Source organism: Mesosutterella multiformis, assembly GCF_003402575.1.
In the GTDB taxonomy this organism is placed as follows: domain Bacteria; phylum Pseudomonadota; class Gammaproteobacteria; order Burkholderiales; family Burkholderiaceae_F; genus Mesosutterella; species Mesosutterella multiformis.
This window is the reverse complement of the sequence record NZ_BGZJ01000001.1, coordinates 797,362-823,614: the sequence shown is the minus strand read 5'-3', so window position 1 is coordinate 823,614 and position 26,253 is coordinate 797,362. Positions and strand designations below refer to the sequence as shown.

Sequence of the window (26,253 nt, the reverse complement as noted above, 5' to 3'; positions counted from 1 at the left end):
TCTTTTCTCTGATTATGTTTCGAGAGGCGGAGGGCAGATGCCCGGCGCCTCTCGAGGAAAGGATGTGCTTCTATCCGGAGTCTGATCCCGGGAGAAAACCGACGGGGCAGCCGTCTGCCCCGCGGCTGCCGCGATCAGTTGCCGACCTGGCGGATTTCAACGTAAGCCTTGTCGCGGAGCTCACGCTGCCAGTTCGTCACAGCCTCGGCAAGCTTCTTCTCGCGAAGAGCCTGGAGCGCGGCCAGACGGACGCGGCGGGGATCCGCCTTGGCGTCCTTACGCTCTTCCACCTGAATCAGGTGATAGCCGAAGCGCGACTTGATCGGCTCAGAAACCTCACCCGGCTTCAGCTTATCCATCGCGGATTCAAACTCAGGAACGGTATCGCCCGGCTGCAGCCAGCCAAGCTCACCGCCGCGGGTCGAGGACGGGTCAACAGAGTGGAGACGCGCCATCGTCTGGAAGTCTTCCTTGCCGGAAATAATCTTGTTACGGATATCCGTGAGGCGGCTGACAACACTCACCTCAGGCGTGAGCTGGGAGACCTGCATCAGGATGTGACGCGCGCGGGTCATATGAATGAGACCGCCGTTTGCCGGATTATCAATGCCGTTACGGACACCGGTCACCTTCACGATATGGAATCCGGAGCTGTCCTGGGAGAGCTCAACAGAACCATTCTGGTGGTGTTCCTGAATCGCGTTCCAGAGCGCGGTCGGCATGTTCTGGCTGGTTCTCCAGCCAAGCTCACCGCCATTCATGCTGTCACCGGCCTTCGAGTACGACACGGCGAGCGAACTGAAATCCTCACCCGACTTCGCGCGCTTCAGAATATCTTCGGCGAGAGCCTTGGCCTTGGCGACATCCGTTCCGGCATCGGTCGGAATCAGAATGTGGCTGATGTGATACTCGGTCGCCGCGGCACCCTTGCCCTGAGAGGCAAGATAAGAGTCGATCTCGGACTCCGGAATATGAATCTGGGAATCCACTTCACGCTCACGGAGACGCTGCGCCACGATTTCACGGCGGATCTGTTCACGGAACGCGGCAAACGGGACACCGTCCTTCGCGAGATCAGACTGCATCTGGGCGACAGTCACTTTGTTATTCGCGGCGATCTGCTCGATTGCGGCGCTCACCATCGCGTCATCCACACGGATGCCGACCTCGCGGGCATGCTGCTCAACCGCCTTATCCATGATCAGCTGATCAAGAACCTGCCGGCGGAGCACGTCCATCGGCGGCAGCTTGATGTTCTGACGGCGGAGATTGAGCGCCGCGATATGGGTCTGCTGCTGCAGTTCAAACTCAGTAATGACGTCGTCATTCACGACTGCGGCGATTTCATCGAGCGGGCGGGCGCCTTCAGCGGGTTTCACCGCCGGGGCAGCCTGGGCTGCAGGGGCTGCTGCGGCTGCCGGCGCGGCCGGGAGCGTGCGCGTCGGTGCGCTCTGGGCGGGAGTCTTCAGCTGCGCCTGAGCAGTAAAAGCCGTAGAGGAAGCAGCCAGGACGACAAGCGCGAGGCTGGTAATGCGGAAATTAGTCATAGTATTCATACCGTCCAGTCACACTGGGTACCGGGCTCCGGCTCTGGTACCCGGGAATGCTTTCCTGCAATTCGGAAACAGGATTGGTTCCGACCGATCCTAAACCATTCAGTTCAAGCTGCAGGAAGAAAGTATTGTCATATTTGTTTGTAGATGTTATGTACCGCTGCACCACTGCGCGAAGCGTCCAGCAGTCGGCGTGATACTCAAAGCCGCCCAGCGCTTCAATGATGCCCTTCTTGTTGAAGGAATAATTGTAGCGGCCCACCACATAGAGCTTATCGGTGATCGGCCACTGAGCTGCAAGGTCGAGCTGCTTGATGTTGTTATAGGTGTCGTTCGGCGCGTAGTTATAGCGGTAATAGAGACTCACCGCCGAGGCGCGCTTCGGCTGCCAGCGGAATCCGGCGTAGGCGCGGGAAACTCGTCCCTCAGAGGACGAGTACTGCACCGTGCCGTCAGCGGTCAGAGTCCGGGTCAGGCGGACGCCCACACTGCCGAGAAGGTCGCTCTTCGAATCGGTGCGGATACCCATCAGCTGATTCGTGTAGTAGTCGTAGATACCGACCTTCTGGTCATCGAAGTAGAAGCGCTGTCCGATCGTGCCGCGGAACCACTCAATACCGCTCGCGGAGTCGAGATACCGGGTCGTGAGAGCTGCGGTCAGCTGATTGGCCTGGCTGATGCGGTCGTAGCCCGAGAAGACACTCTCCTGGAAGAGCTGCGTGATGTTCAGATCAGAGAGCGTGGTATCGAAGACCGGCAGGCGATCCTGATTCCGATACGGAATATAGGCGTAGAAGAGCCTCGGTTCCAGAGTCTGCTCGGCCGCGTTGCCGAACCAGCTCGTCTGACGGTCAAAGACCAGCCCCGTATCGAAGGAGAGGATCGGAACCTCGCGGCTCGCGCTCTTCTCAAGCGCCACATCGCCCATCATGGCATCCGACTTCTGCATCGAGTACCAGGTGCCGATCCAGCGGGCCTTCGGCTCGATGAACCAGTAGGAGCCGCGCAGCGGATAGCTGATGCCCTGATCGATCACGAAGCGGTCGCCGTCCGGGCGGCTCGGATTCGGATGCGTAAAGCGGGTTGCCTCGATGTGGCCGATGTATTCGAAACCGCCGATATCGCCCTTATAGGTGTTAAACGAGAACTGCGGCACCCGCTCATACGGCTGCCCCGCCTGCATGGTGGAGGTGAGTGTCTGGTTCTTCGTCACACGGAGATTGGTGGTCCAGAAGTCACGCCCGTAACCCATCCAGAAGTCCTGATTCAGAACGTTTTCCGAAGACTCGCGGATGTTGCCGGAGAAGTCAGAGATGTAGTCATCGTCTGACACCCGGTTGTAGTTCACGCCGGCGTAGAAACCGTCGCGGGCATACCGATGCTCAAAATGCAGACCGTACCGGGATTCACCATAGTCACGGTCATGCGGCATGATGTTATAGACGAGCTTGCCGGAGTAATTGGGCTGCAGATAGCGGAATTCGTTTTCCAGCATCAGACCGCGCTTCACCATCAGGTTCGGCGTGATCGTGTAGTCATAGTTAGGCGCGATATTCCAGTAGTAAGGCACCGCGATCTGGATACCTTTCGACGTACTCATGCCGAGTGTCGGCGTGAGAAAACCGCTCTTTCGCTGCTGGCCGATCGGGAATTCAAACCACGGCATCATCATCACCGGAACGCCGCCGAGGTAGAGAGACGCTCCCGTGCCTTCCGCTGTGAGATCCCCCTGATCAAGGTCGAGCCGGTTCATATCCACCCACCAGGCGTTGTCACCCTTCGGGCAGGACGTGATACGGGCTTTCGACATCGTGACGTGGGATCCGTCAACAAAGTCCACCTGATCCGCGCAGCCCCGGAGACCTCTCGGGCCGAACGTGTAGTCCGCCTTAGGCATCGTGCCGGTTTCCGCATCAATGCGGTAATTCGCCTGATCGCCCGTAAATACGGTGCCGTCCTTGGAAAGCAACACGTTTCCCTGCGCTTCCACCTCGTCAGTCACCTGCGTATAGGTGATGCGGTCGCCCTTCAGGGTAGAGCCGCCGCGGCGGATTTCCGCATTGCCGATCAGATGAAGCACGTCCTGAGGATTGCCCGTGACCTCATCCGCCATCGCGTAGGTTGAGGGGTTCTGCACGGTTCCGCGGGGCGAGGGATCCAGTTCCGGCACCGAATGGAGGGTCAGCAGAGCTCCTGCCATCTGTGAATAGACGCCGAAAACGCCCGCGACCGCGAGCGTGATCGGGCGAATGGGCAGAAACTTTCTTTTAAGATTGCGTGGAACCATTATGACGGGTATCAGGAAACGACATTTCTAGTATGTTGGGAATTATACGGACTAGGGCGGAGGCTATTTGTAAAAGCCTCAGACTCACGCGAAAACCGTACAATTTCAACGCTAATAATAAGTGAAGGACTTCGATTCATGCCCAATACAACCGGTACTGACACCCGCCTTGCCGAACTGAAGGACTGGCTGAGCGCCTACGCTGACCAGTATGAGCTTGACCTCTCAACCATTCGGTCTGCCTCTTCAGACGCTGGCTTCCGCCGCTACTTCCGGATTGACGCGGCCGGCGGCACCCGCAGCTACATCCTGATGGATGCGCCCCCCGGGAAGGAGGATATCCGTCCGTTTATCCGCGTTGATGCGCTCTGCGTCCGCGCGGGGCTGAATCCGCCGAAGATCCTGGCGGCCGACGAGAAACTCGGCTTCATGCTGCTCTCTGATCTCGGCCGCTACACCTATCTCGACAAATTCAACGAAGACCGCTCACTCGCTCCGAAGTATTTTGACGCGGCGACCACGGCGCTTGTTTCGCTTCAGTCCATCAGCGAGCCGGGTATTCTGCCGGATTATTCCGAAGAAAAGATCCGCTCCGAACTGTCCCTCTTCCCCGAGTGGTACGTGAAGCATCACCGCGGCACGGCGCTCGATGCCAAAGAGGAAAAGATCTGGAATCAGGTCTGCGACCTGCTCACCGCGAGCATGCTTGCTGAGCCGAAGGTCATCGTGCACCGCGACTTCATGCCGAGAAACCTGATGGTGTCGGATCCGATGCCCGGCATTCTCGACTTCCAGGACGCTCTCCTCGGACCGGTTTCTTACGACATCGCGAGCCTGATGCGGGACGCCTTTATCTCCTGGGATGAATCCTTCACGCTCGACATCTCGATACGGTACTGGGAAAAGGCAAGAAAAGCCGGCATCCCCGTTCCGGCTGACTTCGGGGAATTCTGGCGTCAGATCGAGTGGACCGGCATGCAGCGCCACCTGAAGATCCTCGGCATCTTTGCCCGTCTCCAGTATCGGGATAACAAGCCGAAGTATCTTGCCGACACGCCCCGGTTCATCGCCTATGTCCGGCACGTCGCTTACCGCTATGAACAGCTGAAGCCGATTCTCGTCATCATCGACAGACTCGAAGGACCGAGCAAATCCGAAGGATGGACCTACTGATGCAAAGCGTACGGGCTCTGATTCTCGGAGCCGGGCGGGGGAAGCGCATGCGCCCGCTCTCCGACTCCACTCCGAAGCCGCTTCTCCGGTTCCATGGAAAGCGGATGATCGACTGGCAGATAGACGCGCTCATCCGGGCCGGAGTCCGGGATTTCGTCGTTAACACGGCGCATCTCGCCGATCAGTTCCCGGCGCAGCTCGGGGACGGTCACGAGCGGGGGATCACGATCCGCTACTCGAAGGAAGGGGATTCCGAAGAGGAAGCACTTGAAACCCTCGGCGGCATCGCCAAGGCGCTCCCGCTTCTTTCTCCTGATGGCGTGACGCCATTTATTGTGGCGGCGGGCGACATCGTGACGGAATTCGACTACTCACGGCTTACCGCGCGGGCTGACGCCCTGATGAGGGGAGACGCCGACGCGCACCTCGTTCTGGTGCCCAATCCGGCGTTCCACGCAGCAGGCGATATGGCCCTCGAAAACGGGCTCGTCCGGCGTGCCCCTCAGGCGCTCACCTTCTCGAGCATCGGTATTTATTCGCCGAGAATTTTCAAAGGTGTTCCGGCGGTCCGGGCGAAACTCTTCCCGTGGCTCTACCACTTCGCCGATCTCGGCCGTGTGACGGGAGAGCTCTTCACGGGAGAATGGCGGAACATCGGCACTCCTGAGCAGCTGAACGAGCCATGAACGTCGGGGCCTTTTCTCTCTCGCCCGCCGTGATGGTCGCGCCGATGGCGGGTGTTACCGATCTTCCCTTCCGCGAGACCGTTCATGACTTCGGCCGCGTCTGGGTTGAGGGAGAAATGGTGTCGGCCAACCCCGACCTTCTTGAGTCGAATGAGTCAGAGAGGAAGATCGCCTTTGGAGATGAACCCTCTCCCCGGATCGTGCAGCTTCTCGGCACGGTTCCCGCCTGGATGAACCGGGCCGCCTCTTTCGTGGAAGAGTGCGGCGCTGACATTATCGATATCAACATGGGGTGCCCCGCAAAGAAGATCTGCAAGACAGACTGCGGTTCGGCCCTGATGAAAAACCTGCCCCTTGCGGACGAGATTATCCGGGGAGTCTGCGGAACGGTTTCCGTCCCTGTGACCCTCAAGATGCGGACAGGCTGGGACAGTGATCATCTGAACGCCCCCGAACTGGCCCGTATCGCGGAGTCTGCCGGCGTGAGGCTGATCACCGTTCATGGAAGGACCCGTGAACAGGGCTACTCGGGTGAGGCGGAGTACAGAACCATCCGCGAAATCCGGAGCGCAGTCCGTATTCCTGTTATCGCGAACGGCGACATCGATTCTCCTCAGAAAGCCGCTTCTGTTCTGGATTTCACCGGCGCGGACGGCATCATGGTGGGGCGAGGCGCTCTCGGGGCGCCATGGCTCCCCGGGCGTATCAGCGCGTATCTCGAAACCGGTGTCGATCCTGGTGAGCCTTCAGTGCAGGAAAAAGCTGAAACGGTGTTCCGTCACCTGAAGCGTCATCTTGACTTCTATGGTGAAAAAAACGGCATCCGGTCTTTCCGCAAGCATTTGCTCTGGTATCTGGAGAGATTCCCCGGCGGCACGGAGGCTTTCCGCCCTCTCTCACGCCTCAGCAATACTTCAGAACTAGTCTCCGGGCTCTCTATTTTTCTCAAGAAGACCTTTTAGTGCTTTATCATTAGCACACAACAAGCGGGGGGTCGGACCGGAACATCCCCGCGGAAAATTTTTTCAGAGGAATCCCGCGTGAGCGAACATGCCACAACGCCTTTGCACCAGGCGCTTAATGAGATGCTGGACCAATATTTCAGCAATCTGGAAGGAGCGCAGCCGAACCGTGTGCATGAAATGGTGATCAGTGCCGTGGAGAAGCCTCTATTCGAATACATCATGCGGCGCTGTGAGGGAAATCAGAGCGCCGCATCGGCAATTTTGGGTATTAATCGAAACACCCTGCGAAAGAAACTCCGACTTTACGGACTTCTCTGACCAGGGATTTTTAAGGAAATAGAACGACATGAAGAAACAGGCACTTCTGAGCGTTTCAGATAAAACCGGCATTGTGGATTTCGCCCGTGAGCTCGTCGCCCTCGGCTACCACCTTCTTTCTACCGGCGGCACCGCCAAGCTCCTCGAGAAGGAAGGCGTGGCTGTGGAAGAAGTCGCAGACTACACTGGCTTCCCTGAAATGCTCGACGGCCGCGTGAAGACGCTTCACCCGAAGATTCACGCCGGCATTCTGGCCCGCCGCGACATCCCCGAGCACATGAAGGCTCTGGAAGAGCACGGCATTGATCCGATCGACCTCGTCGTCGTGAACCTCTACCCGTTTGAGCAGACGATCTCGAAGCCGAACTGCACGTTCGCTGACGCCATCGAAAACATCGACATCGGCGGCCCCACGATGATCCGCGCCGCGGCCAAGAATCACGGCTCCGTCGCAGTTGTCGTTGATCCGGCTGACTACCCGAAGATCGTCGAGGAGATCAAGGCTGAAGGTGCCGTGACCGCCAAGACCCGTCTCGCCCTCGCGAAGAAGGTGTTCGCTCATACCGCCCGCTACGACGGCATGATCACCAACTACCTCACGAGCCTCGATGCCGAAAACAAGCCGGCCACCAAGTTCCCGGATGTGCTGAACCGCCAGTGGGTCAAGGTTCAGGATATGCGCTACGGTGAGAATCCCCACCAGCAGGCCGCTTTCTACCGTGAACAGCAGGTCGCCCCGGGTCTCCTCGCCGGCTACACCCAGCTGCATGGCAAGGAACTCTCCTACAACAACATCGCTGATACGGATGCCGCCTGGGACGCTGCCCGCTCCTTCGACATGCCGGCCTGCGTGATCATCAAGCACGCCAATCCGTGCGGCGCCGCTGTAGGTCTCAATCCGGCTGAAGCCTATGCCAAGGCCTTCAAGACGGACTCCAAGTCTGCCTTCGGCGGCATCATCGCCTTCAACCGCGAAGTGGACCTCGAAACGGCCCAGCTCGTGAGCAAGCAGTTCGCTGAAGTGATCATCGCCCCGTCCTTCTCCGCTGAAGCCCGCGCGCTCCTCAGCGAGAAGAAGAACCTCCGACTCCTCGTTGTCGCGAACGGCGGTGCCCATAACGACTTCGACTTCAAGCGTGTCGGCGGCGGTCTCCTCGTTCAGACCCCGGATATCCAGATCTGCCCGGAAAGCGCTCTGAAGGTTGTGACGAAGAAGCAGCCGACCTCTGAGCAGATTGCCGACATGATGTTTGCCTGGCGCGTCTGCCGCTGGGTCAAGTCGAACGCCATCGTTTATGTCCACGCCGGCATGACGCTCGGTGTCGGCGCCGGCCAGATGAGCCGCGTTGACTCTGCCCGCATTGCTGAGGAAAAGGCTGAGGAAGCCGGTCTGTCGCTCGTCGGCTCTGCCGCCGCGTCTGACGCCTTCTTCCCGTTCCGCGACGGCCTGGACGTGATCTGTGACGCCGGCGCGACCTGCGTGATCCAGCCGGGCGGCTCGATCCGTGACCCTGAAGTGATCGCTGCCGCTGATGAACGCGGCATCGTCATGGTGTTCACGGGCGAACGTCATTTCCGCCACTAATCAGAAAGGAGCCGAAGCGCGGTAACAAAAAGTCACGACTTGAAGCGGCACCGCGCTTTAGGCTTTTTTCAATGTAGTAGCATGAGGAGACAGTTATCTGTCTCCTTTTTGTATTTGGAAGCATCTCTATGGTCGCCAATAAACAAGCAGGTGTCAGCCGCCGCGCTTTTCTTGCCGCTTCGGCTGCCGGACTCGGTCTGCTAAGCCTGCCCGCCTGGGCGCAGCTCGATATTGAAATCACGGGCGTTGGCTCCCAGCTTTTCCCCATTTCGGTTCCGGCTTTTTCCGGTACGGGTTCAGCTCCTGGCAGCCTGAGCTCCGTTATTGCGGCTGATCTGGTGAGATCAGGCAAATTCCGTCAGGTCGGATCCACGGCGGAGGTGTCCTATGCGCAGGTGCTGAATCCCGATCCTCAGGCGTTCCGAGCGGAAAACAGCAATGCCGCAGTTATCGGCTCCATCGCGCCAAAAGGCGCCGGCCGCTGGGAAATCAGCTGCAAGCTGCTCGACGTGGTGAGCGGGAAGCTCCTCGACAATTTCGTCAATACGAGCACGACCGGCAACCTCCGCATGGCGGCGCACCAGATCGCAGACAGAATCTATTTCAGGCTGACAGGCACGCCCGGCTGCTTTGCTTCCCGGATCGCTTATGTGCAGAACCGGGGAGGTGTCTATGAGCTCGTGATTGCTGACAGCGACGGCGAGAATCCCCGCGTCGCTCTCCGCAGCCGTGAGCCGATCATTTCGCCCACCTGGGCCCCGAATGGCACGAGCCTTGCCTATGTCTCATTTGAATCCCGGAAACCGGTGGTTTATATCCACGAACTGATGTCAGGGCACCGCCGCGTGGTGGCGAATTTCCCCGGCAACAATTCAGCTCCGGCATTCAGCCCGGATGGATCCAGGCTTGCTGTTGCGCTTTCCCGCGACGGCGGCACTCAGATCTATCTGATGAGCACCCGCGGCGGTTCGGCAACCCGCTTCACGACAGGGGCCGGCATCAATACCGAGCCTGTCTTCAGCCCTGATGGTGCCTGGATCTACTTCACTTCTGACCGTGGCGGAAATCCTCAGATTTACCGCAAACCGGTCTCAGGCGGCAAGGCCAGCCGCGTCACATTCTCTGTCGGCTACGCCGTCAGTCCGGCGCTTTCGCCCGACGGCAAAAAGCTGGCGTATATTGCTCGCTCCAGAGGTGGATTCCAGGTGAACGTGCTGGATCTTGCAAGCGGCAGCAACATGGCCGTTACCAAGACCAGCGGGGATGAATCCCCAAGTTTTTCGCCCAACGGCGAATTGATTGTTTACGCAACAGTCTCCGGCAGGCAGGGTGTTCTCGCTATGGCCAGCGCAGACGGAAGCATGTCGTCCCGGCTTCGCAGCCGCGGTGGAAGCATCCGCGAACCCGCCTGGGGACCTTTGATCCGATAGTTCAGGAAGTCCTTCTTTCCTTTGGAGAAACATAAAATGCAATTTTCAGTTCGCACCCTGGTTGCCGTGCTCGCCACTGCCGGCATCCTCGCAGGCTGCTCTTCTGTTCCTGTTGACGGAGCCAAGACCGCCGGCACGACCACGACCGCTGCTTCCACCTCAGGCAGCCAGAATGGTCAGGGCGTTACTGTCGATAACAGCGCCGTGAAGACTGTTGAAGTGGATCCGCTGAATGACCCGAAGAGCCCGCTTGCTCAGCGCTCCGTTTACTTCGCCCTGGATTCCTACTCGGTTGCTCCGCAGTACGACCAGATGCTGTCCGCTCACGCAAACTATCTGATGAGCCATCAGAACCGCAACATCGTTGTTGAAGGCAACACCGACGAACGCGGCAGCAGCGAATACAACCTCGCACTCGGTCAGAAGCGTTCCGAGGCCGTCATCTCCAAGCTGAAGCTGCTTGGCGTTCCCGCCACCCGCATGGAAGCGGTGAGCTTCGGCAAGGAAAAGCCGCTCGCCAAGGGTTCCAATGAAGAAGCCTGGGCGAAGAACCGCCGCGCCGATATCCGCTACCGTTGATAGTTCGCTGATCCAAAGCCCGGATCCTTTGGTTCCGGGCTGCTTTTTTACAGAACAGGATGAGGTTCGAAAGAATGTCCAATCGCCGCCTTTTACCGCTAGCCGCCGCCATGATTGCCGGCCTTGGCTATGTCTCCAGCGCTCAGGCGCTTTTTGAAGACAATGACGCCCGCATCGCCATCAACGCCATGCGGAAAGACATGGTTACCATGCAGGCTCAGATCAGCCGGCTGGAGAATGGCCAGAAAGCGAGCCTCGCTCTGTCGGATCAGATCGCAAGTCTCCAGGAACGGCAATCCGTTCTCTCCGGACGTCTTGAAACACTCGAAAACCGGATCGCCCAGCAGGAAAAAAATTCCCGGGATCTCTACACCGATCTCGACAGCCGTCTGAGAAAGCTTGACGGCCGCGTGGCGAAAGCTGAAACCGCCGCGCAGAACGCTCCGGCTGGTGAACCAGGATCCGATCCCGCTGCCCAGGGGCAGGCCGCGGCAGCCTCGAATGAGAAGGGGTTTTATGACAGAGGCCTCTCCTCCTTCCAGAGCGGTCAGTACGCGGACAGTGTCAAAGCCTTTTCGAGCCTGATCTCGGGCTACCCGCAGTCCACCTATCTGCCTGAAGCCATGTACTGGCAGGGCAACGCCTACTTCGCGCTCCAGAAGTACAAGGAAGCAGCCGCTGTTGAGGATCGCCTGACCCGCCAGTACCCGAATTCCACCCGGACTCCGGACGCGCTCCTTTCTCTGGCCTCAGCGCAGACCGCGCTTGGCAACATCCGCGCCGCAAATTCGACCCTCACTTCACTGCAGAAGCGGTTCCCGAAAACTGAACAGGCAAAACTCGCCGCTCAGAGACAGAAGGAACTGAAGGCCGCGCTGCCGCCCGAACCCGAAGCCGCGCCTAAGACAAGCAAAGCAGGGAAAAAGAAGGCGCGCTAAACTACATCCACTCTCAGAGGGGGCGACTCTTCGCCCCATAAAAAAAGAGAGGTATTACACCGCAATAGCGACTGCACCCCTTCTGCAGCTCATTGCGGTGGTTATCTTTATGCTTGTGCAGTGTTCTCTGCTCAGGCTTAAGCCATAGTTATCAAGCAAGTTAAATTAAGGATAAAGGTTATGGGTGCTCATAATTTAACCGGTACTACGCTGTTGCAGAACGGAGTTTATAGCAAGGGAACCGCCTACTCTGAAGAAGAGCGCGCTGCCCTCCATTTGAAGGGACTCCTTCCGCCGGTTCCGGCCACGATCTCTATGCAGGTCGAAGCCATGATGGAACAGCTCCGCGCGTTTGATACGCCGTTCCAGAAGGCGCTCTTCCTCGATGGGCTTCGGTCCAGCAATGAAACGCTGTACTTCCGACTGCTCCTCGAGCACATCGAAGAAGTGCTGCCGCTCGTCTATACGCCGACGGTCGGCGAAGTCTGCCAGAAGTTCAGCCACCTCTTCCGCTTCGCGAAGGGCCTCTACCTGTCTATCGAAGACAAGGGCCACGTGAGCGAGATCCTCGAGAATCTTCCGCAGGAAGCGGTCGACATGATCGTCGTGACTGACGGCCAGCGTATTCTCGGCCTCGGCGACCTCGGCATCAACGGCATGGGCATTCCGGTCGGCAAGCTCGCCCTTTACACCGCCTGCGCCGGTGTTGATCCCCGCCGCACGCTGCCGGTTATCCTCGACGTCGGCACGAACACCGAACGTTATCTCAACGATCCGCTGTACCTCGGACACAAGCACCCCCGTGTCAGCGGTCAGGAGTACGACGACTTCATCGAGGAATTTTTCCAGTCGGTTTACAAGAAGTGGCCGAAGTGCGTTGTCCAGTTCGAAGACTTTGGCAACAACCACGCTTTCGATCTGCTCGCCCGCTACCGTTCCCGCTACTGCTGCTACAACGACGACATCCAGGGTACGGCCTCCATCGTCGTTTCCGGCTTCTTCTCCGCCATGCGCGCCAAGAAGTCCAAGCTGTCGAATGAAAAGATTCTCTTCCTCGGTGCCGGTGAAGCGGCTACCGGCGTTGCCGGCCTGATCGCTGACGCCATGGTTGAGGATGGTCTCTCCCGTGAAGACGCCCTCGCCCGTCTGTATCTCTTTGACTCGAAGGGACTCGTCACCACGACCCGCGGTGATACGCTCGCGGCCCACAAGCTGCCGTTCGCGAAGGATATCCCCTCGGTGAAGGATTTCGAGGAAGCCATCCGCACGCTGCGTCCGACCGCTATCGTTGGTCTCTCCGCTCAGTCCGGTGCCTTTACGGAATCGATCGTGAAGGCCATGACTGAAATCAACGAGCGCCCGATCGTCTTCGCTCTTTCCAACCCGACCTCCAAGGCCGAGTGCACGGCAGAACAGGCCTACACCTGGTCTGACGGCAAGGTGCTCTTCAGCTGCGGTTCCCCGTTTGATCCGGTGACCTACAAGGGCAAGACCTACGTGCCGCGTCAGGGCAACAATTCGTACGTGTTCCCGGGCATCGGTCTCGGCGCCATTCTCGCCCAGTGCAAGGAAATCACGCAGGAAGTGTTCCTCTCTGCGGCTCACACCTGCGCCGATATGGTGACGGAAGACGACCTGGCTCATGGCTCGCTCTACCCGTCCCTCACGCGCGTCCGTGAGATTTCTCACCTCGTTGCCGTGAACATCATCAAGCTCGCGCTGGCGACCGGGCAGGCTCAGATTGAGGCTCCGGCTGACATCGAGAAGTTTGTCACCGACAACATGTACACGCCTGATTACGAATAAGGCATCTGCGATCAGTTTTGACTGACCAAGCACGGCCAGATGCCTTCGCGGCATCCGGCCGTGTTTTTTCCTTATGGAACAGACATTGGACAACACACTGCCCCTCTCCCAAAGCGACTCGATTGCCCTCCTTTACGGCAAGCCGCTGGATAAAGTGCCGGCCGGACTCTATATCCCGCCCGACGCTCTGAAGGTGTTTCTGGAATCCTTCGAGGGACCGCTCGATCTGCTGCTCTGGCTGATCCAGAAGCAGAAGTTCGACGTCATGGACATTCCCATGGCGACGCTGACCGAGCAGTACATGCAGTACGTTGAACTGATCCGGAAAAACAATCTCGATCTGGCGGGTGACTACCTCGTCATGGCCGCTCATCTGATGGCGATCAAAAGCCAGCTACTGCTCCCGCTCCGGAAAGCCGATACCGGGGAGGAAGTGGAAGATCCCAAGGCCGAACTGATGCGGCGTCTGATCGAGTACCAGAAGATGAAACTCGCGGCCCAGGAGCTGGACCGCCTGCCGATCAGCGGCCGGGATTTCAGCCCGGTGGATGTCAGCAAACCCGAATCCGCCCCGGATCTCCCGGATGTGTCACTTGATGAACTGCGGCGCGCCTGGCGCTCCGTCATGGCCCGGATCAAGCTGCAGGAGCGGCATACTGTGACCCGCGAGGAACTTTCTGTCCGCGAACATATGTCCTCCATTCTGAAACAGCTTCAGACGAGGTCCTACGTGGAATTCACGGATGTCTTCGAAAACACACCGACCTTTGCCCACGCTCTTGTCAGCTATCTCGCGATCCTTGAACTCGCGAAAGAAGCAATGATCCGCATCACGCAGGCGGCGCCTTTTGCCCCCATCTGGCTCACGCTGTCTCACCGCGAAGAAACACTTCTCTAGAAAGCAAAAAGCCCCGCTCATCTGAAGTGAATGAGCAGGGCTTTGCACTGCGATCCATGCGCCCCGGCGGGGCGCACTTCTCATCAGTGAATTCTCATACCAGGCTTTGCGCCGGGGAAGGGTTCCAGCAGGAAGAATCCCGGGGTAGCTTTCTGATCCGCGTCAGCCGCCGAGAGCACCATGCCTTCGGAAAGACCAAAACGCATCTTGCGAGGTGCGAGATTCGCGATCATGACGATCAGCTTGCCGACCAGCTGCGCGGGCTCACTGTAGCTCGCCTTGATGCCGGAGAAGACCGTACGGGTCTTTCCCTCACCGACATCGAGCGTGAACTTCAGGAGCTTCGTGGAGCCTTCCACGGCTTCGCACGCCACTACCTTCGCGATACGGAGGTCAAGCTTCGCGAAATCATCAATCGTGCAGGTCGGGGCAATGGCTTCCCCGCCAGGCAGCGCTTCCACCTTCGGTTCTTCCTTCACCTCTGAGATCAGCTGATCCAGCTGCTTCTCCATATCGACGCGCTGCATCAGATGCTTGAAGGGCTGAATCGGGTTAGCGGAGGAGAGCGGCGTATCCACCGTGCTCCAGGTGAGTTCACCGCAGCCGAGGAACGCCTCAACCTTCTCAGCCACTCCCGGAAGCACCGGCTTCAGGTAGTTCGTGAGAATGCGGAAAGCCTCCAGGCAGACCGAGCACACTTCGTGCAGCTTCTCAGACTGCGCCGGATCCTTGGCGAGTTCCCAGGGCTTCATGTGATCGACGTACTCGTTCGTCTTATCGGCGAGTTCCATCACAAGGCGCATGGCCTTCGCATACTCACGGTCTTCGTAGAGCTCGACTACCTTCGGTGCATCTTCACGCAGCGCCTTCAGGAGCGGATCCGACATGGCGGAATCCAGCACGCGGCCCTCAAAGCGCTTCACGATGAAGCCGGCCGAGCGCGAGGCAATATTCACGTACTTGCCGATCAGATCGGAATTCACACGGGAGAAGAAGTCAGGCTTCGTGAAGTCGATATCCTCGACACGGCCGGACAGCTTGGCGGCGAGATAGTAGCGCAGCCACTCCGGATCCATGCCGAGATTGAGATACTTCAGCGGATCAATGCCAGTGCCGCGGGACTTGCTCATCTTCAGACCGCCCACGGTAACGAAACCGTGTGCGTAGATGTGATCCGGCACGCGGTAGGGCTTCCCGGCGAAGTGCAGCATCGCCGGCCAGAAAAGCGTGTGGAAGTAAATGATGTCCTTGCCGATAAAGTGAATCTGTTCGGTCTTCGGATCCATCAGGAATTCATCAAAATTCTTGCCGATGCTGTTGAAGTAGGACTTCAGAGAGGCGAGATAGCCAACCGGAGCGTCCAGCCAGACGTAGAAGTACTTGCCCGGCGCGTCCGGAATCGGAATGCCGAAGTACGGCGCGTCGCGGGAAATATCCCAGTCCTCAAGCTCAGCACCCTCACCGAGCCACTCCTGATCCTTCGCGAGCACCTCGGGCTGCACGCGGGGCTTGCCGTCAGCGCCATTGCCGCTCGTCCACTCGCGCAGGAACTGCACAGCCTTCGGATCGGAGAGCTTAAAGAAATAGTGCGTGGAACTGCGAAGCTCAGGCTTCGTGCCGGAGAGAACCGAATACGGATTGATGAGCTCAGTCGGGCGATAGACCGAGCCGCAGACTTCACAGCTGTCGCCATACTGATCCTCAGCGCCGCAGTGCGGGCACTTGCCCTTGATAAAGCGGTCCGCGAGGAACATCCCCTTCTGAGTGTCGTAGTACTGGGTGATCTCCTTGCTGTAGATCAGTCCCGCGGCCTTCAGACGGCGATAAATGTCCTGGGAAAGCTCGACATTCTCAGGGGAGTCAGTCGTGTGCCACCAGTCGAACTTCACATGGAAGCCGTCCAGGTACTGCTTGCGGCCGGCACGGATTTCCGCCACAAACTCCTGAGGCGTGACACCCTTCTTCTGAGCCGCGATCATCATCGGAGCGCCGTGCGTATCGTCAGCACCCACAAAATAAACCTGGTTGCCGGCCATCCGCTCATGACGCACCCAGATATCAGCCAGAATGTACTCAGTGATATGGCCGATATGGAAGGGGCCGTTGGCATACGGCAGTGCCGTCGTTACAAAAATATTGCGCTTCGTCATAAGTCTCTGTCTTATCGCAGCTGTCACAGAAAAATTAAATAGATCTTCTATTTTATATCCCCAAGCTGCTTACTTCTTTTGAGACTCATGCATTTTTTAGTGAAATGACATAATTGGGCATCCCGTTCTTCAACAGAAGGAAGAGCCATGACGGCAACAAAAGAAGCTATCGCCCAGGTGCTGAACGGCGTGATTGATCCCAATACCGGCAAGGGACTCCAGGACAGCGGTGAAATCGCTTCCGTTCTCCCCGGAGCGGTCATCATTGAGCTCGGTTACCCGGCAAAAAGCCAGATTGAACTGATTAAAAAAGCGGCTGAAGACGCGCTGCGCGCTGCCGGCATCGATTCTGAAGTGGAGGTGCGGCAGAACATCCGCGCTCACAAAGTCCGCTCCACGCTCCGCGTGCTGCCGAACGTGAAGAACATCATCGCGGTTTCTTCCGGCAAGGGCGGTGTCGGCAAATCCACCGTCACGGCAAATCTCGCGCTTGCCCTCGCCTCTGAAGGCGCCAAGGTTGGTGTGCTGGATGCTGATATTTACGGTCCCAGCCAGCCCACAATGCTGGGTGCCTCCGGCACTCCTCAGTCGAAAGACGGCAAGACGATGGAACCGATCGAAGCGAACGGCCTGCAGATCAACTCCATCGGCTTCATGGTGAATCCGGCCGATCCCGTTATCTGGCGCGGTCCGATGGTCTCCTCCGCCCTGCGCGATCTCCTGCAGCAGACGAACTGGCACGATCTCGACTATCTGGTGATCGATATGCCGCCTGGAACCGGTGACATTCAGCTCACGCTTTCCCAGCAGGTACCGGTCACCGGCGCCATTGTTGTCACCACGCCGCAGGACATCGCGACGCTTGACGCCGTGAAGGGACTCATGATGTTCCGCAAGGTGAATATCCCTGTGCTCGGCATTGTGGAAAACATGGCGCTCTTCAAGTGCCCCCACTGCGGTCACCTTGAGCGGATCTTCGGTGAAGGCGGAGCGGAACGGATGTCCAAGGAGTACGGTGTTCCGGTTCTCGGCAGCCTCCCCCTTGAGCGCGGCATCCGCGAGGACGCGGACTCCGGGCATCCGACGGTGCTCGCTGAGCCCGACAGCGAAACGGCAGAGATCTTCCGTGCCATCGCGAGAAAGACCGCGGTAGCGCTCTCAGAAACGCCGAAGGATTTCTCCTCCGGCATTCCGAAGGTCACGGTTCAGAACGCGGCCCCCAAGGCCTGATGACGCTCTGAATGAAAAAAGGCTTCCCGTGAGGGAAGCCTTTTTCTATGCCTGTCTCAGGCTGAGGCCGGAAGAGAATTACTCTTCAGAGCCCTCTTCACCCTTGTGATGGGCGGGATCCGGCACGCCGAGAGCCTTATGCAGCTTCGGAGACGTCGTCGTGTACTGCAGGAACACCTTCTTATCCGGGAACACATACTGGGAAGCCGCGAAGGCCGCCAGAGCGCACTCGTGGAAACCGGACAGAATCAGCTTCTTCTTGCCAGGGTAAGTGTTGCAGTCGCCGACCGCAAAGATACCGGGAATGTTGGTTTCAAAACGGGCGGTATCGACCACGATCTGCTTGCGATCAAGCTCAAGACCCCATTCAGCGATCGGGCCCACCTTCGGCTGCAGGCCGAAGAAGACGAGGAGGCAGTCGAGCGGAATACGGCGCACAATGCCGTCGTTACCGGTCACACGGACTTCCGTCATCACACCGTCTTTCTCTTCGAAACCCGTCACCGAGCCCACGACAAACTGCATCTGCCAGTCTTCGCAGAGCTGCTTCATCTCGGCCACACGGGCGGGAGCAGCGCGGAAGCCATCGCGGCGATGGATCAGAATGACGCTCTCCGCCTTGCCGACGAGATTCAGCGTCCAGTCGAGAGCGGAGTCACCGCCGCCGCAGATCACGATGTTCTTGCCAGCGAAGAATTCCGGATCACGCACCCGATAGAAGAGCTGCTTGTTCTCGAACTTCTCAATGCCCGGAACACGCATCGGACGGGCATCAAAAGAGCCCATACCGGAGGCGATGATCACGGCCTTGCAGTGGAAGCGGGTGCCCAGATCGGTTTCCACATGGAAGGAACCGTCCTCCTGCTTCTCAACCTTCGTGACGACTTCGCCCAGGTGATAGACCGGCTTGAAGGGATGATTCTGCTTCAGCAGGTTTTCAGTCAGCTCAGCCGACGAGTACACCGGAACAGCCGGAATATCGTAAATCGGCTTCTGGGGGTAGAGCTCCATGCACTGGCCGCCCACATTCCGAAGAGAATCCACCACGTGGCATTTCATCTCCAGAAGACCGAGTTCGAAAACCTGAAACAGCCCGACCGGACCTCCACCGACGACAACGACGTCTGTTTCAATGATTTCGTCAGTCCGCTCTGCAACGGTCAAGTAATCTTTAATAGCCATTTCTGTTGATATATAAGAGTTCAGGCGCTCCCCGTCCGGGAGCGGTTCAGCCGCAGGCTTCGCCTGGGTAAAAAAATACGCGTAGGGGTGTATTCTCGCATTATTTAGCCCCGAGCACATGCGCTAAAACAACTAATTAATGATGGGGTTTATCCTGCTTCAGGTGGTCCTCGGCTTCGCGAAGATCCGCATCCACCTCGCTCATCGTGAAGAAATCCCCGTCCGACACGCGCTGCGCCTGCTTGAACTGATAGGCGGCCATCTTCCAGTCGCCCTGCAGCGCGTACATCTTTCCGGTCGCCCGGAAGGCCTCACTCCGCCGGCCCAGTGCCTCGCTTGACCTCGCGAGATAACGGAAATAGTCCGCGTTATCCTGGGATATCGCGCTCTGACCCTTCAGGTATTTCAGAATCTCTTCATGCATCCCCTGCTCATAGAGATCCTCGATGTAGGTCTTCGCGAGCATGACAGAAAGCGGATTATCGTTCGCGAGCGCAGCGATTTCTTTCAGCACCGGCTTCTTATCGGCTGCCATCGCGTATCGGGTCTGAAGAAGATTCTTCTGCAGGAAGACATCATTTCTGCCTGCCATCTGGACAGCCTTCTGCGCTTCGGCGTACGCCTGTGCCGCGTCGCCGTCCAGCGCATAGACAACCGAGAGTCCGTAATGCGCTACCGCGGCCTGCACCCCGGTCGCCTTTTTACTCAGCACAGTCTGGAACTGAACCTTCGCTGAATCCCGGCCGGCTGAGCTTCCGGACTGCAGCACCAGAGCTCGTGCCTGCATCAGATAGAAATCAAAGCTGTCATGCCGGATAAAGGGACGCTGGAGCTCGCGCGCCCGGTTTTCCATGTCCGCGATTCGCTCAACAGTGAGCGGATGATCAGACAGGTACGCCGAGGCATTCGCTTCATAGGGGCCGGTGCGCTGCAGGAGCCTCTGGAAGAAGCGGGTCATGCCGTTCGGGTCGAAATTGGCCCGCACCATAATCTGGAAACCGATTCGGTCAGCTTCCTGCTCCGCGCTGCGGGAGAATTTCAGCTGATTCGATATGAGCGCGGCCTGGCCGCCCATCATGATCGCGGCCGCCGCGTCACCGCCCGAATTGCCGCCAGCCGACGCAGCCAGAATCGCGAGAAGGAATGAGCCCAGAGAGGCCGCGACATTTCCCTTCTGATTCTCGAGCATGCGGGCAATGTGGCGCTGTGTCACGTGGGCAATTTCATGCGCCATAACGCCCGCGAGCTCGCTCTCGTCCTGCGCCGCGACCAGTGTGCCCGTGAAAACCGCGATGAAACCGCCAGGAAGCGCAAAAGCGTTGATTTCCCCAAGCTTCATCGGAAAGAACTGGAAACTGTACGGCGTCACCGGCGCGGCAGCGACCAGCCGGTAACCGAGCCTCATCAGATATTCATGAATATCGGGATCATGGAGGTAATAGGGGCTTTGCCGGATCTCCTCCATGGACTGCTCGCCGATCTTCCGCTCGTCAGCCGGAGACAGTTCTCCTGAGCCGGCCGGCGCACCGAGCGACGGCAGATTGATCTGACTGGTCATTTGCGGTTTGGCCGGCAGAGAGGCCGCCATGAGGCAGCAGGCGGCAACAGCAATCCATGGCTTCATACGGATCCTTTGGAGTTTTGCAGAGACGGAGACTCGCTTACAAACTCAATTATCATAAGAAGATTGCCGGCGGGGGACTGCTGGATTTTGTACCTTTTTAGTGAGAATTTTCGACAAAATGACTGAGAACGGCGGACTGACACACTTCGACTCCCAGGGACAGGCACACATGGTAGATGTGGGAGAGAAATCGATTACTCACCGATCAGCAACAGCTCAGGGCGTTATCCGCATGCAGCCGGAAACTTTCCAGGTCATTGCGTCCGGCAGCGCGAAAAAGGGAGACGTCATCGGTATTGCCCGCATTGCGGCAATCATGGCGAGCAAAAAAACCTCCGAACTCGTTCCGCTCTGCCACCCGCTGCCGCTTACGCATGTCAGCGCTGAGTTCGATCTGCATCCGGAAGCCTCCAGCATTGTCTGCCGTGTGACCTGCGAGACCTATGGCAAGACCGGGGTCGAAATGGAAGCGCTTACGGCAGTCGAGGTCGGTCTTCTCACGATTTACGACATGTGCAAGGCGATTGACCGCGGCATGGTGCTTTCCGATATCCGGCTTCTGGATAAGGCCGGCGGAAAGAGCGGGCACTGGGTATCGGATTCTCCCGCGCCGCAGCTGGATAAATGATTTAAAGCGGCAGTGAGAGCCTGACAGAGGCGCCGCCCGTTTCCGGGCTCTCAATTGACAGCGTCCCGCCGCATTCCTCTATGCGGCGGCGCATGCCTTTCAGCCCCAGACCGCTGCCGGTAGCTGACGCCGCGGCAGGCTCCTCAGGCTTGAACCCGACGCCATTATCCGTCACGGAAAGCAGCAGCCTGCTGTCCTCCGTCCTGGCGGCTACTTCAACACGGGTCGCCTGGCTGTACTTAATCGCGTTTGTCAGCGCTTCCTGCACCATGCGGAGCGCGCACTGGGCCTTCTGGGGCGGCAGCGACAGTTCATCAGGAAGCGAAAGCGTGTTCCACTTCAGCTCCAGCTTCGCCGCCTTGAGTCTCGGCGCGAGCCGGTAGCGAAGATTCGCGAGAGCAGTGCCGAAATCCTCTGTGCTCACTCCGCTCGCATCGATCGCGATACGCATCTGATCAAGGCAGGACTGCAGGGCACTTTCAATATCCTCTTTCGGGAGATTGCCATTCTTGACCGCGGAGAGCGTCGAAATCAACTCAGCGCCCAGCCCGTCATGCATATCCTGAATGTAGCGCTGACGCTCTTTCTGCACCGCTTCGGCGACAGCTGCTGAAATGACTTTGCTCTCTGACTCCGCATCTTTCCTCGCTGCGCTCTCAATCTGAGAGAGACGGGCCTTCGCTTCCTTTTCACGGTGCTCTTCAGCCACCGCAATACCCCAGGCCGCCGCGCTGAAGGCTGCCGCGCACTCACCGAACACGAGCGCGAAGGGGCGGCCTGTCAGAAGAAGCGTGACAAATCCGGCAAGATAAGAGGCAAAGGCAAAAACGGGGAAAAAGAGACCGATACCGGGCTTCAACCTGGCTGCCGCTGCGGCCGCGCCGCCAAGAACGAGCAGCAGAAGTCCGGGGATTCCGCCAAGCGTCTGCAGCTGCGCGGCAGGCGGACTCAGAAGAACCGCGATTACAACGCTGACGCCCAAAAGCACCGCCGCCGCGGTGCGGCGGCCAGTTGTCTCAGTCAGACGGGGAATGGACGCAAAAATCCCCACCAGGGCAGCTCCGAAAACGAGATGCCTTAGATTGATGAGGATTAGGATCCAGATTGGATAAGAACCCACGCGTCGCGTCCTGCGGCCAGATCAAGAGGGGGTCAGTTATGGAGCAGTCCCATCTGGCTCGCTTCATACACGGCTTCACCGCGGGAATGGACCTGAAGCTTGCGATAGATCTTCTTGATATGAGCGGTCACCGTGTGCGGAGAGATCGTCAGAATCTCGCCGATTTCATTGAAGCTCATACCCTTCGCGAGAAGATGCAGAATTTCCGTTTCGCGGGCAGAAAGCGGGCTCGGTTCGGCATCAGGAACGATGCCATTGCCGGTCGGATGATTCTGCAGCGCGCGGAGCACGCTTCTCGCGACTGACGGGCTGACAGGAGATCCGCCGCCTCGCAGCAGCCGAATCTGGCCGGTGATATCTTCGCTATCGGCTTCCTTGAGGATGTAGCCGGTAGCGCCTGCCTCGATCGAGCTCACCACGTGCTGTTCATCGCCATAAACCGTAATGACCATGATGTCGGAGGAGGGATGGAGGCGATTCGCTAGGCGAATCAGATCGATGCCGCTGCCGTCAGGCAAGCCGAGATCGATCACCATGACCTCAAAATCCAGAGTCTCGATCAGCTGCTGAGCTTCATGCTTAGTAGAAGCAAAGCCGACGACCTTCATCATAGGGTCTTGATTAATGGTGGTTTCAAAACGGCGCCGAACTTCAGCGTCATCTTCAACAAGCAGAACCGTGATTGTCTTTTCAGGCATTTGTGAGTGATCTTCTGTTCGAAGGAATTCTCGTGACAATTCGGGCTCTAGCAAAAACCGGAGGACCGACTCTCGCTAACCCTTTCTTTCAACTGATTTCGGGTTGCCGCACCAACAGCAGGACCAGCATTAAATTCCCAGTCTGTAAACCGAAACTTCTGTTTATTATAAATCAGGGGGAGGTGATTCCCCTGCATAGAAATTACTTATTTACTCCTCGGTGCAGGGATCTTCGTCAAAAACAGCCCCGTAATACGCTTAATTCGCCCTAAAACCGGATTCTGGCGTATAGCCATGATTAAAGTCTTATGATGTTCAACCGGGATTTTGCAGAGTTTTCTGCAGAGGTTAAAGATGCCAGCCAGTGCTACCAAGATTCTTATTATTGACGACGACGCCGATCTCGTTTCCCTTCTCACCGATAACCTTCAGCTGGAAGGTTTTTCTCCCTCCCCTGCCTATAACGGTGAGGATGGGCTGCTGAAGCTGTCGCAGGAAAATTTTGATCTCGTCATTCTCGATGTCATGATGCCCGGCATGAAAGGAACCGAAGTGCTTGCCAAGATCCGCGAGCACTCTCATATTCCGGTCATTATGCTGACAGCCAGAGGCGATCCCGCGGACAGGATCATCGGGCTTGAACTCGGCGCAGATGACTATGTGCCGAAACCCTTTACGCCGCGTGAGCTGGTCGCGAGAATCCGCGCTATTCTGCGCCGCACCGCGAGCCAGGAGTCCCCTGTCACGCCGCTCGTTGTCGGTCCTCTCACCGTCAACCCGGCACAGCGCCGCGTGTGGGTCACCGCGACGAAAAAGAATATCGAGCTGACATCGACCGAGTTCTCGCTTTTTGAAATGCTCGGGCGGAATCTCGGTCAGCGCGTTTCCAAGGCGGATATCTATACGCAGGTTCTCGGCCGGGACATGGGCCGCTACGACCGGGCGATTGACGTCCATGTGAGCGCGCTCCGCCATAAGCTGAATGACGCTGTCGGTCCCGCGATCTCCATCGCGAGCATCCGGGGATTCGGTTACCAGATGTCGGTGCTGGACGACTCCGCCAGCTGATCTCTATGCAGAAAAAAACGCGGCTTTCTCTCTTCAAGGCGAACACCTTCTTCTGGCAGACCCTTGCGGGTCTGATCGTCGCTATGACGCTGTCCGGATTTTTGGTATTCGCCGTCGCCTGGGGTTTTCTGAATCCGGACCATACTCTGCTCCTTAATCATCCGGGCGAAGACCGGGTGATATTCGCGGAGGAAGTCGTGTCTCTCGGCGGGAAACCGGCTCTCACAAGCTGGCTTCAGAATCAGAACCCCGGTCCGGACCATGCCCGTGTGTACGCGGTCGACAGCACAGACCACGATCTTGGTGGACACAAAATCCCGAACGGCGCGCTGGAGCGCGCGCGTGCCCTGGTACGTCAGGGGGGCAACACGCTCGGCATCCGGTCTTTCAATATCGAGGGTGAGGAAATACTGGTCTTCACCGCAAGAAAACCGGTGAATTTCTTCAAGGATTCCACCCGGGTGCTGCTCTTCGCGCCCCACGGCGCTCCGCTTTGGCTCACCTGCATCATTTCGCTCCTGGTTGCGAGCGCTGTGGCCGCGGGACTGGCCTGGCGGCTCACACGGCCGCTCAGACAGATTGAGGGGGCCATGGTCCAGGCCGCTTCGGGCGACCTGAATGTCCGGATTTCAGAGAGTGTCAAAGGGAGCAGCTCTGAATTTATAGAGCTCGCCAAAAAGTTCGATATGATGGCCGCCACCATCCAGCAGCTGATCGACCGGCAGCAGAACCTCTTCCACAGTGTGAGCCACGAACTGCGTTCGCCCCTCGCCCGGATCAACTGTGCGGTTGAGCTTGCCCGGCGCTCCCCCGATATCACGCCGAAAATGCTTGACCGGATTGAGAGTGATGTGCAGAAGCTCGACTCACTGGTCGGCGATCTGCTCACCTATACACGGCTGAACGCCGAAGTCTCTATTCCCTTCTCGGAAATTGATGTCAGCGAGATTGTGGAAGACATCGCCGATAACGCGTCGCTTGAGGGGGATGCGCGGAAGATTCAGGTGATCTGCGACCTTCCGAAGGATGATCTCATCATGACCGGCAACGCCGATCTGCTTGCGCACGCCATTGAGAATGTCGTCCGCAACGCTCTTCGGTTCTCGCCTGACGGCGGAAAAGTGACGATTCAGGGCGGGATGGTGTCCGACAGCTCGCTTCAGATTTCCGTTCAGGATGAAGGCCCCGGCATCCCGCAGGAAGAAATGGCCAAAATCTTTGATCCTTTCTTCAGAGGCGCTAACCAGGCGACCGGATCCGGCTATGGGCTAGGGCTGCCGATCACCATGCAGGCGGCCCAGCACCACGGCGGAACGGTCCATGCGGAAAATATCCTTCCGCATGGCCTGAAGATCACAATCACACTCCCCCTGAAACCCGCGGGGAAAAGCGAAAAAGCTTAAGCGTTGAGCGCCCGGAGCACTTCCTCGTGAAGTGCTCCGCCTGCCGTGCAGACAGCGGACTTCTCTTTCAGGGGGTTGCCGCCTGAAGTGCTTGTGATGACACCGCCCGCTCCCTCAACCACGGGGATCAGCGCAGCCACATCCCAGTACGAGAGATCCGGATCAATCATGATGTCCGCACCGCCGGATGCCACGGCGAAATACCCAAAGCAGTCGCCCCAGGTCCGGTAGAGCTTCGCGCGGTCGATCAGCGTCTGCATGCGGCTGTCCCCCACCTGCTCGGATGTCGTCCAGTGAGAGGTCACGAGGAGCGTCGCATCCTCTACCCGATTGCATTCGCGGACCTTCATGGGATTTTCAGAAGTGATGCCAAGCGCATTGCGATGAAGAACCGCGCCGCCCTGCCACCCAACAGCCCGGATACCGGCAGCCGGAAAGGCAATAGAGGAGAGAATCGGGCCAAAACCGTTTCCCTCATCGCGCTCAAGCGCTATCAGGTTTCCGAAATGAAAGCTGTTTGAAATAAAGGCCCGGGTCCCGTCGATCGGATCCAGAATCCAGCGATAACGGGGGAAAGGACCGAAAGCCTCCTTGATTCCCAGCTCCTCGCCATAAATGCCATGCTGCGGATAATTTTCCTCAATCATCCGGCGCATAGCAGATTCCGCCCCACGGTCCGCGAGGGTGACGGGCGTATGGTTGCTTTTCTCATCCACCCGGATTCCGGCCAGAAAATTCGGCAGAATCACCTTCAGCGCGGCATCCGCCAGACGCTTCAGGAAAGGTAAAAACTCGTCCCGTTCTTCCGGAGTGGACGGTTTGGTAAACCGGGGATAATTCATGACTGCCTCTTATTGCTCCTGCGTGACCAAAATATTGTACGTGTACTGCAAGCAGTCCTGCGGCAATTGCGTCATAATGACGCAACAGCC

At 58.0% G+C, this 26,253-nt stretch carries 22 protein-coding genes; 14 read left to right on the top strand and 8 right to left on the bottom strand.

Going from position 1 to position 26,253, the window contains the following annotated elements:
• Positions 1 to 134: 134 nt before the first annotated feature.
• Together M4NBBH2_RS03885 and M4NBBH2_RS03880 are read right to left on the bottom strand one after the other, a co-directional pair.
• Positions 135 to 1,547 carry a peptidylprolyl isomerase gene (locus M4NBBH2_RS03885; protein ID WP_170135101.1) on the bottom strand — a complete coding sequence of 471 codons (1,413 nt, stop codon included), beginning with the start codon at positions 1,545 to 1,547 and terminating at the stop codon, positions 135 to 137.
• Positions 1,540 to 3,840, bottom strand: coding sequence for an LPS-assembly protein LptD (locus tag M4NBBH2_RS03880; protein WP_116269780.1), 2,301 nt, complete (start codon positions 3,838 to 3,840; stop codon positions 1,540 to 1,542). Before M4NBBH2_RS03880 ends, M4NBBH2_RS03885 begins: the two co-directional genes overlap by 8 nt.
• Before the next feature lie 138 nt (positions 3,841 to 3,978).
• Here M4NBBH2_RS03880 and M4NBBH2_RS03875 point away from each other — a divergent pair, with 138 nt between their 5' ends.
• The 10 genes from M4NBBH2_RS03875 (at position 3,979) to M4NBBH2_RS03830 (ending at position 14,218) form a co-directional block, all read left to right on the top strand.
• Positions 3,979 to 5,013 (top strand): aminoglycoside phosphotransferase family protein, encoded by a 1,035-nt coding sequence (locus tag M4NBBH2_RS03875; RefSeq protein ID WP_116269779.1) that lies wholly within the window; start codon positions 3,979 to 3,981, stop codon positions 5,011 to 5,013.
• Positions 5,013 to 5,699: a nucleotidyltransferase family protein gene (locus M4NBBH2_RS03870; RefSeq protein ID WP_116269778.1), complete on the top strand. Its 687-nt coding sequence runs from the start codon at positions 5,013 to 5,015 to the stop codon at positions 5,697 to 5,699. The genes M4NBBH2_RS03875 and M4NBBH2_RS03870 overlap by 1 nt, the downstream gene beginning before the upstream one ends.
• Entirely contained in the window at positions 5,696 to 6,661 is a 966-nt protein-coding gene (gene dusB, locus M4NBBH2_RS03865) for a tRNA dihydrouridine synthase DusB (RefSeq protein WP_116269777.1), read from the top strand. The genes M4NBBH2_RS03870 and dusB overlap by 4 nt, the downstream gene beginning before the upstream one ends.
• 78 nt (positions 6,662 to 6,739) lie before the next feature.
• Complete coding sequence (locus M4NBBH2_RS03860; protein WP_370685250.1) at positions 6,740 to 6,982, top strand: helix-turn-helix domain-containing protein; 243 nt, start codon at positions 6,740 to 6,742, stop codon at positions 6,980 to 6,982.
• A gap of 28 nt (positions 6,983 to 7,010) precedes the next feature.
• Positions 7,011 to 8,567 carry a bifunctional phosphoribosylaminoimidazolecarboxamide formyltransferase/IMP cyclohydrolase gene (purH, locus tag M4NBBH2_RS03855; RefSeq protein ID WP_116269776.1) on the top strand — a complete coding sequence of 519 codons (1,557 nt, stop codon included), beginning with the start codon at positions 7,011 to 7,013 and terminating at the stop codon, positions 8,565 to 8,567.
• A gap of 128 nt (positions 8,568 to 8,695) precedes the next feature.
• Positions 8,696 to 9,997: a Tol-Pal system beta propeller repeat protein TolB gene (gene tolB, locus M4NBBH2_RS03850; protein ID WP_116269775.1), complete on the top strand. Its 1,302-nt coding sequence runs from the start codon at positions 8,696 to 8,698 to the stop codon at positions 9,995 to 9,997.
• Positions 9,998 to 10,033: 36 nt separating this feature from the next.
• Positions 10,034 to 10,576 carry a peptidoglycan-associated lipoprotein Pal gene (gene pal / locus M4NBBH2_RS03845; protein WP_116269774.1) on the top strand — a complete coding sequence of 181 codons (543 nt, stop codon included), beginning with the start codon at positions 10,034 to 10,036 and terminating at the stop codon, positions 10,574 to 10,576.
• A gap of 74 nt (positions 10,577 to 10,650) precedes the next feature.
• Positions 10,651 to 11,514: a tol-pal system protein YbgF gene (gene ybgF / locus M4NBBH2_RS03840; RefSeq protein ID WP_160117820.1), complete on the top strand. Its 864-nt coding sequence runs from the start codon at positions 10,651 to 10,653 to the stop codon at positions 11,512 to 11,514.
• A 180-nt stretch (positions 11,515 to 11,694) separates the two neighbouring features.
• Positions 11,695 to 13,320 (top strand): NAD-dependent malic enzyme, encoded by a 1,626-nt coding sequence (locus M4NBBH2_RS03835; protein ID WP_116269772.1) that lies wholly within the window; start codon positions 11,695 to 11,697, stop codon positions 13,318 to 13,320.
• Between the two features lie 73 nt (positions 13,321 to 13,393).
• On the top strand, positions 13,394 to 14,218 hold the full coding sequence (locus M4NBBH2_RS03830; RefSeq protein WP_116269771.1) for a segregation and condensation protein A: 825 nt from the start codon (positions 13,394 to 13,396) through the stop codon (positions 14,216 to 14,218).
• Between the two features lie 83 nt (positions 14,219 to 14,301).
• Here M4NBBH2_RS03830 and metG read toward each other — a convergent pair whose 3' ends face one another.
• Positions 14,302 to 16,368 carry a methionine--tRNA ligase gene (gene metG, locus M4NBBH2_RS03825; RefSeq protein WP_116269770.1) on the bottom strand — a complete coding sequence of 689 codons (2,067 nt, stop codon included), beginning with the start codon at positions 16,366 to 16,368 and terminating at the stop codon, positions 14,302 to 14,304.
• 147 nt (positions 16,369 to 16,515) lie between these two features.
• Between metG and apbC the strand changes: the two genes are divergently transcribed.
• Complete coding sequence (gene apbC / locus M4NBBH2_RS03820) at positions 16,516 to 17,598, top strand: iron-sulfur cluster carrier protein ApbC (RefSeq protein WP_116269769.1); 1,083 nt, start codon at positions 16,516 to 16,518, stop codon at positions 17,596 to 17,598.
• A 78-nt stretch (positions 17,599 to 17,676) separates the two neighbouring features.
• Here the strand turns inward: apbC and M4NBBH2_RS03815 are convergent, their stop codons facing one another.
• Entirely contained in the window at positions 17,677 to 18,780 is a 1,104-nt protein-coding gene (locus M4NBBH2_RS03815; protein WP_116269768.1) for an NAD(P)/FAD-dependent oxidoreductase, read from the bottom strand.
• Between the two features lie 136 nt (positions 18,781 to 18,916).
• Positions 18,917 to 20,404 carry a M48 family metalloprotease gene (locus tag M4NBBH2_RS03810; protein ID WP_116269767.1) on the bottom strand — a complete coding sequence of 496 codons (1,488 nt, stop codon included), beginning with the start codon at positions 20,402 to 20,404 and terminating at the stop codon, positions 18,917 to 18,919.
• A gap of 118 nt (positions 20,405 to 20,522) precedes the next feature.
• On the opposite strand from M4NBBH2_RS03810, the gene moaC reads away from it, so the two are divergent.
• Entirely contained in the window at positions 20,523 to 21,032 is a 510-nt protein-coding gene (moaC, locus tag M4NBBH2_RS03805; protein WP_022442863.1) for a cyclic pyranopterin monophosphate synthase MoaC, read from the top strand.
• 1 nt (position 21,033) lies between these two features.
• Here moaC and M4NBBH2_RS03800 read toward each other — a convergent pair whose 3' ends face one another.
• Positions 21,034 to 22,152, bottom strand: a complete 1,119-nt coding sequence (locus M4NBBH2_RS03800) for a sensor histidine kinase (RefSeq protein WP_125064643.1) — start codon at positions 22,150 to 22,152, stop codon at positions 21,034 to 21,036.
• A 32-nt stretch (positions 22,153 to 22,184) separates the two neighbouring features.
• Complete coding sequence (locus M4NBBH2_RS03795; RefSeq protein ID WP_049686594.1) at positions 22,185 to 22,850, bottom strand: response regulator; 666 nt, start codon at positions 22,848 to 22,850, stop codon at positions 22,185 to 22,187.
• A gap of 354 nt (positions 22,851 to 23,204) precedes the next feature.
• Here M4NBBH2_RS03795 and M4NBBH2_RS03790 point away from each other — a divergent pair, with 354 nt between their 5' ends.
• The gene (locus tag M4NBBH2_RS03790; RefSeq protein ID WP_116269765.1) at positions 23,205 to 23,918 is read left to right on the top strand and encodes a response regulator transcription factor; all 714 of its coding nucleotides are present in this window, start codon (positions 23,205 to 23,207) and stop codon (positions 23,916 to 23,918) included.
• A gap of 5 nt (positions 23,919 to 23,923) precedes the next feature.
• Positions 23,924 to 25,321: a HAMP domain-containing sensor histidine kinase gene (locus M4NBBH2_RS03785; protein WP_116269764.1), complete on the top strand. Its 1,398-nt coding sequence runs from the start codon at positions 23,924 to 23,926 to the stop codon at positions 25,319 to 25,321.
• Here M4NBBH2_RS03785 and M4NBBH2_RS03780 read toward each other — a convergent pair.
• Entirely contained in the window at positions 25,318 to 26,163 is an 846-nt protein-coding gene (locus M4NBBH2_RS03780) for an inositol monophosphatase family protein (RefSeq protein WP_116269763.1), read from the bottom strand. The genes M4NBBH2_RS03785 and M4NBBH2_RS03780 overlap by 4 nt on opposite strands.
• Between the last annotated feature and the right edge of the window lie 90 nt (positions 26,164 to 26,253).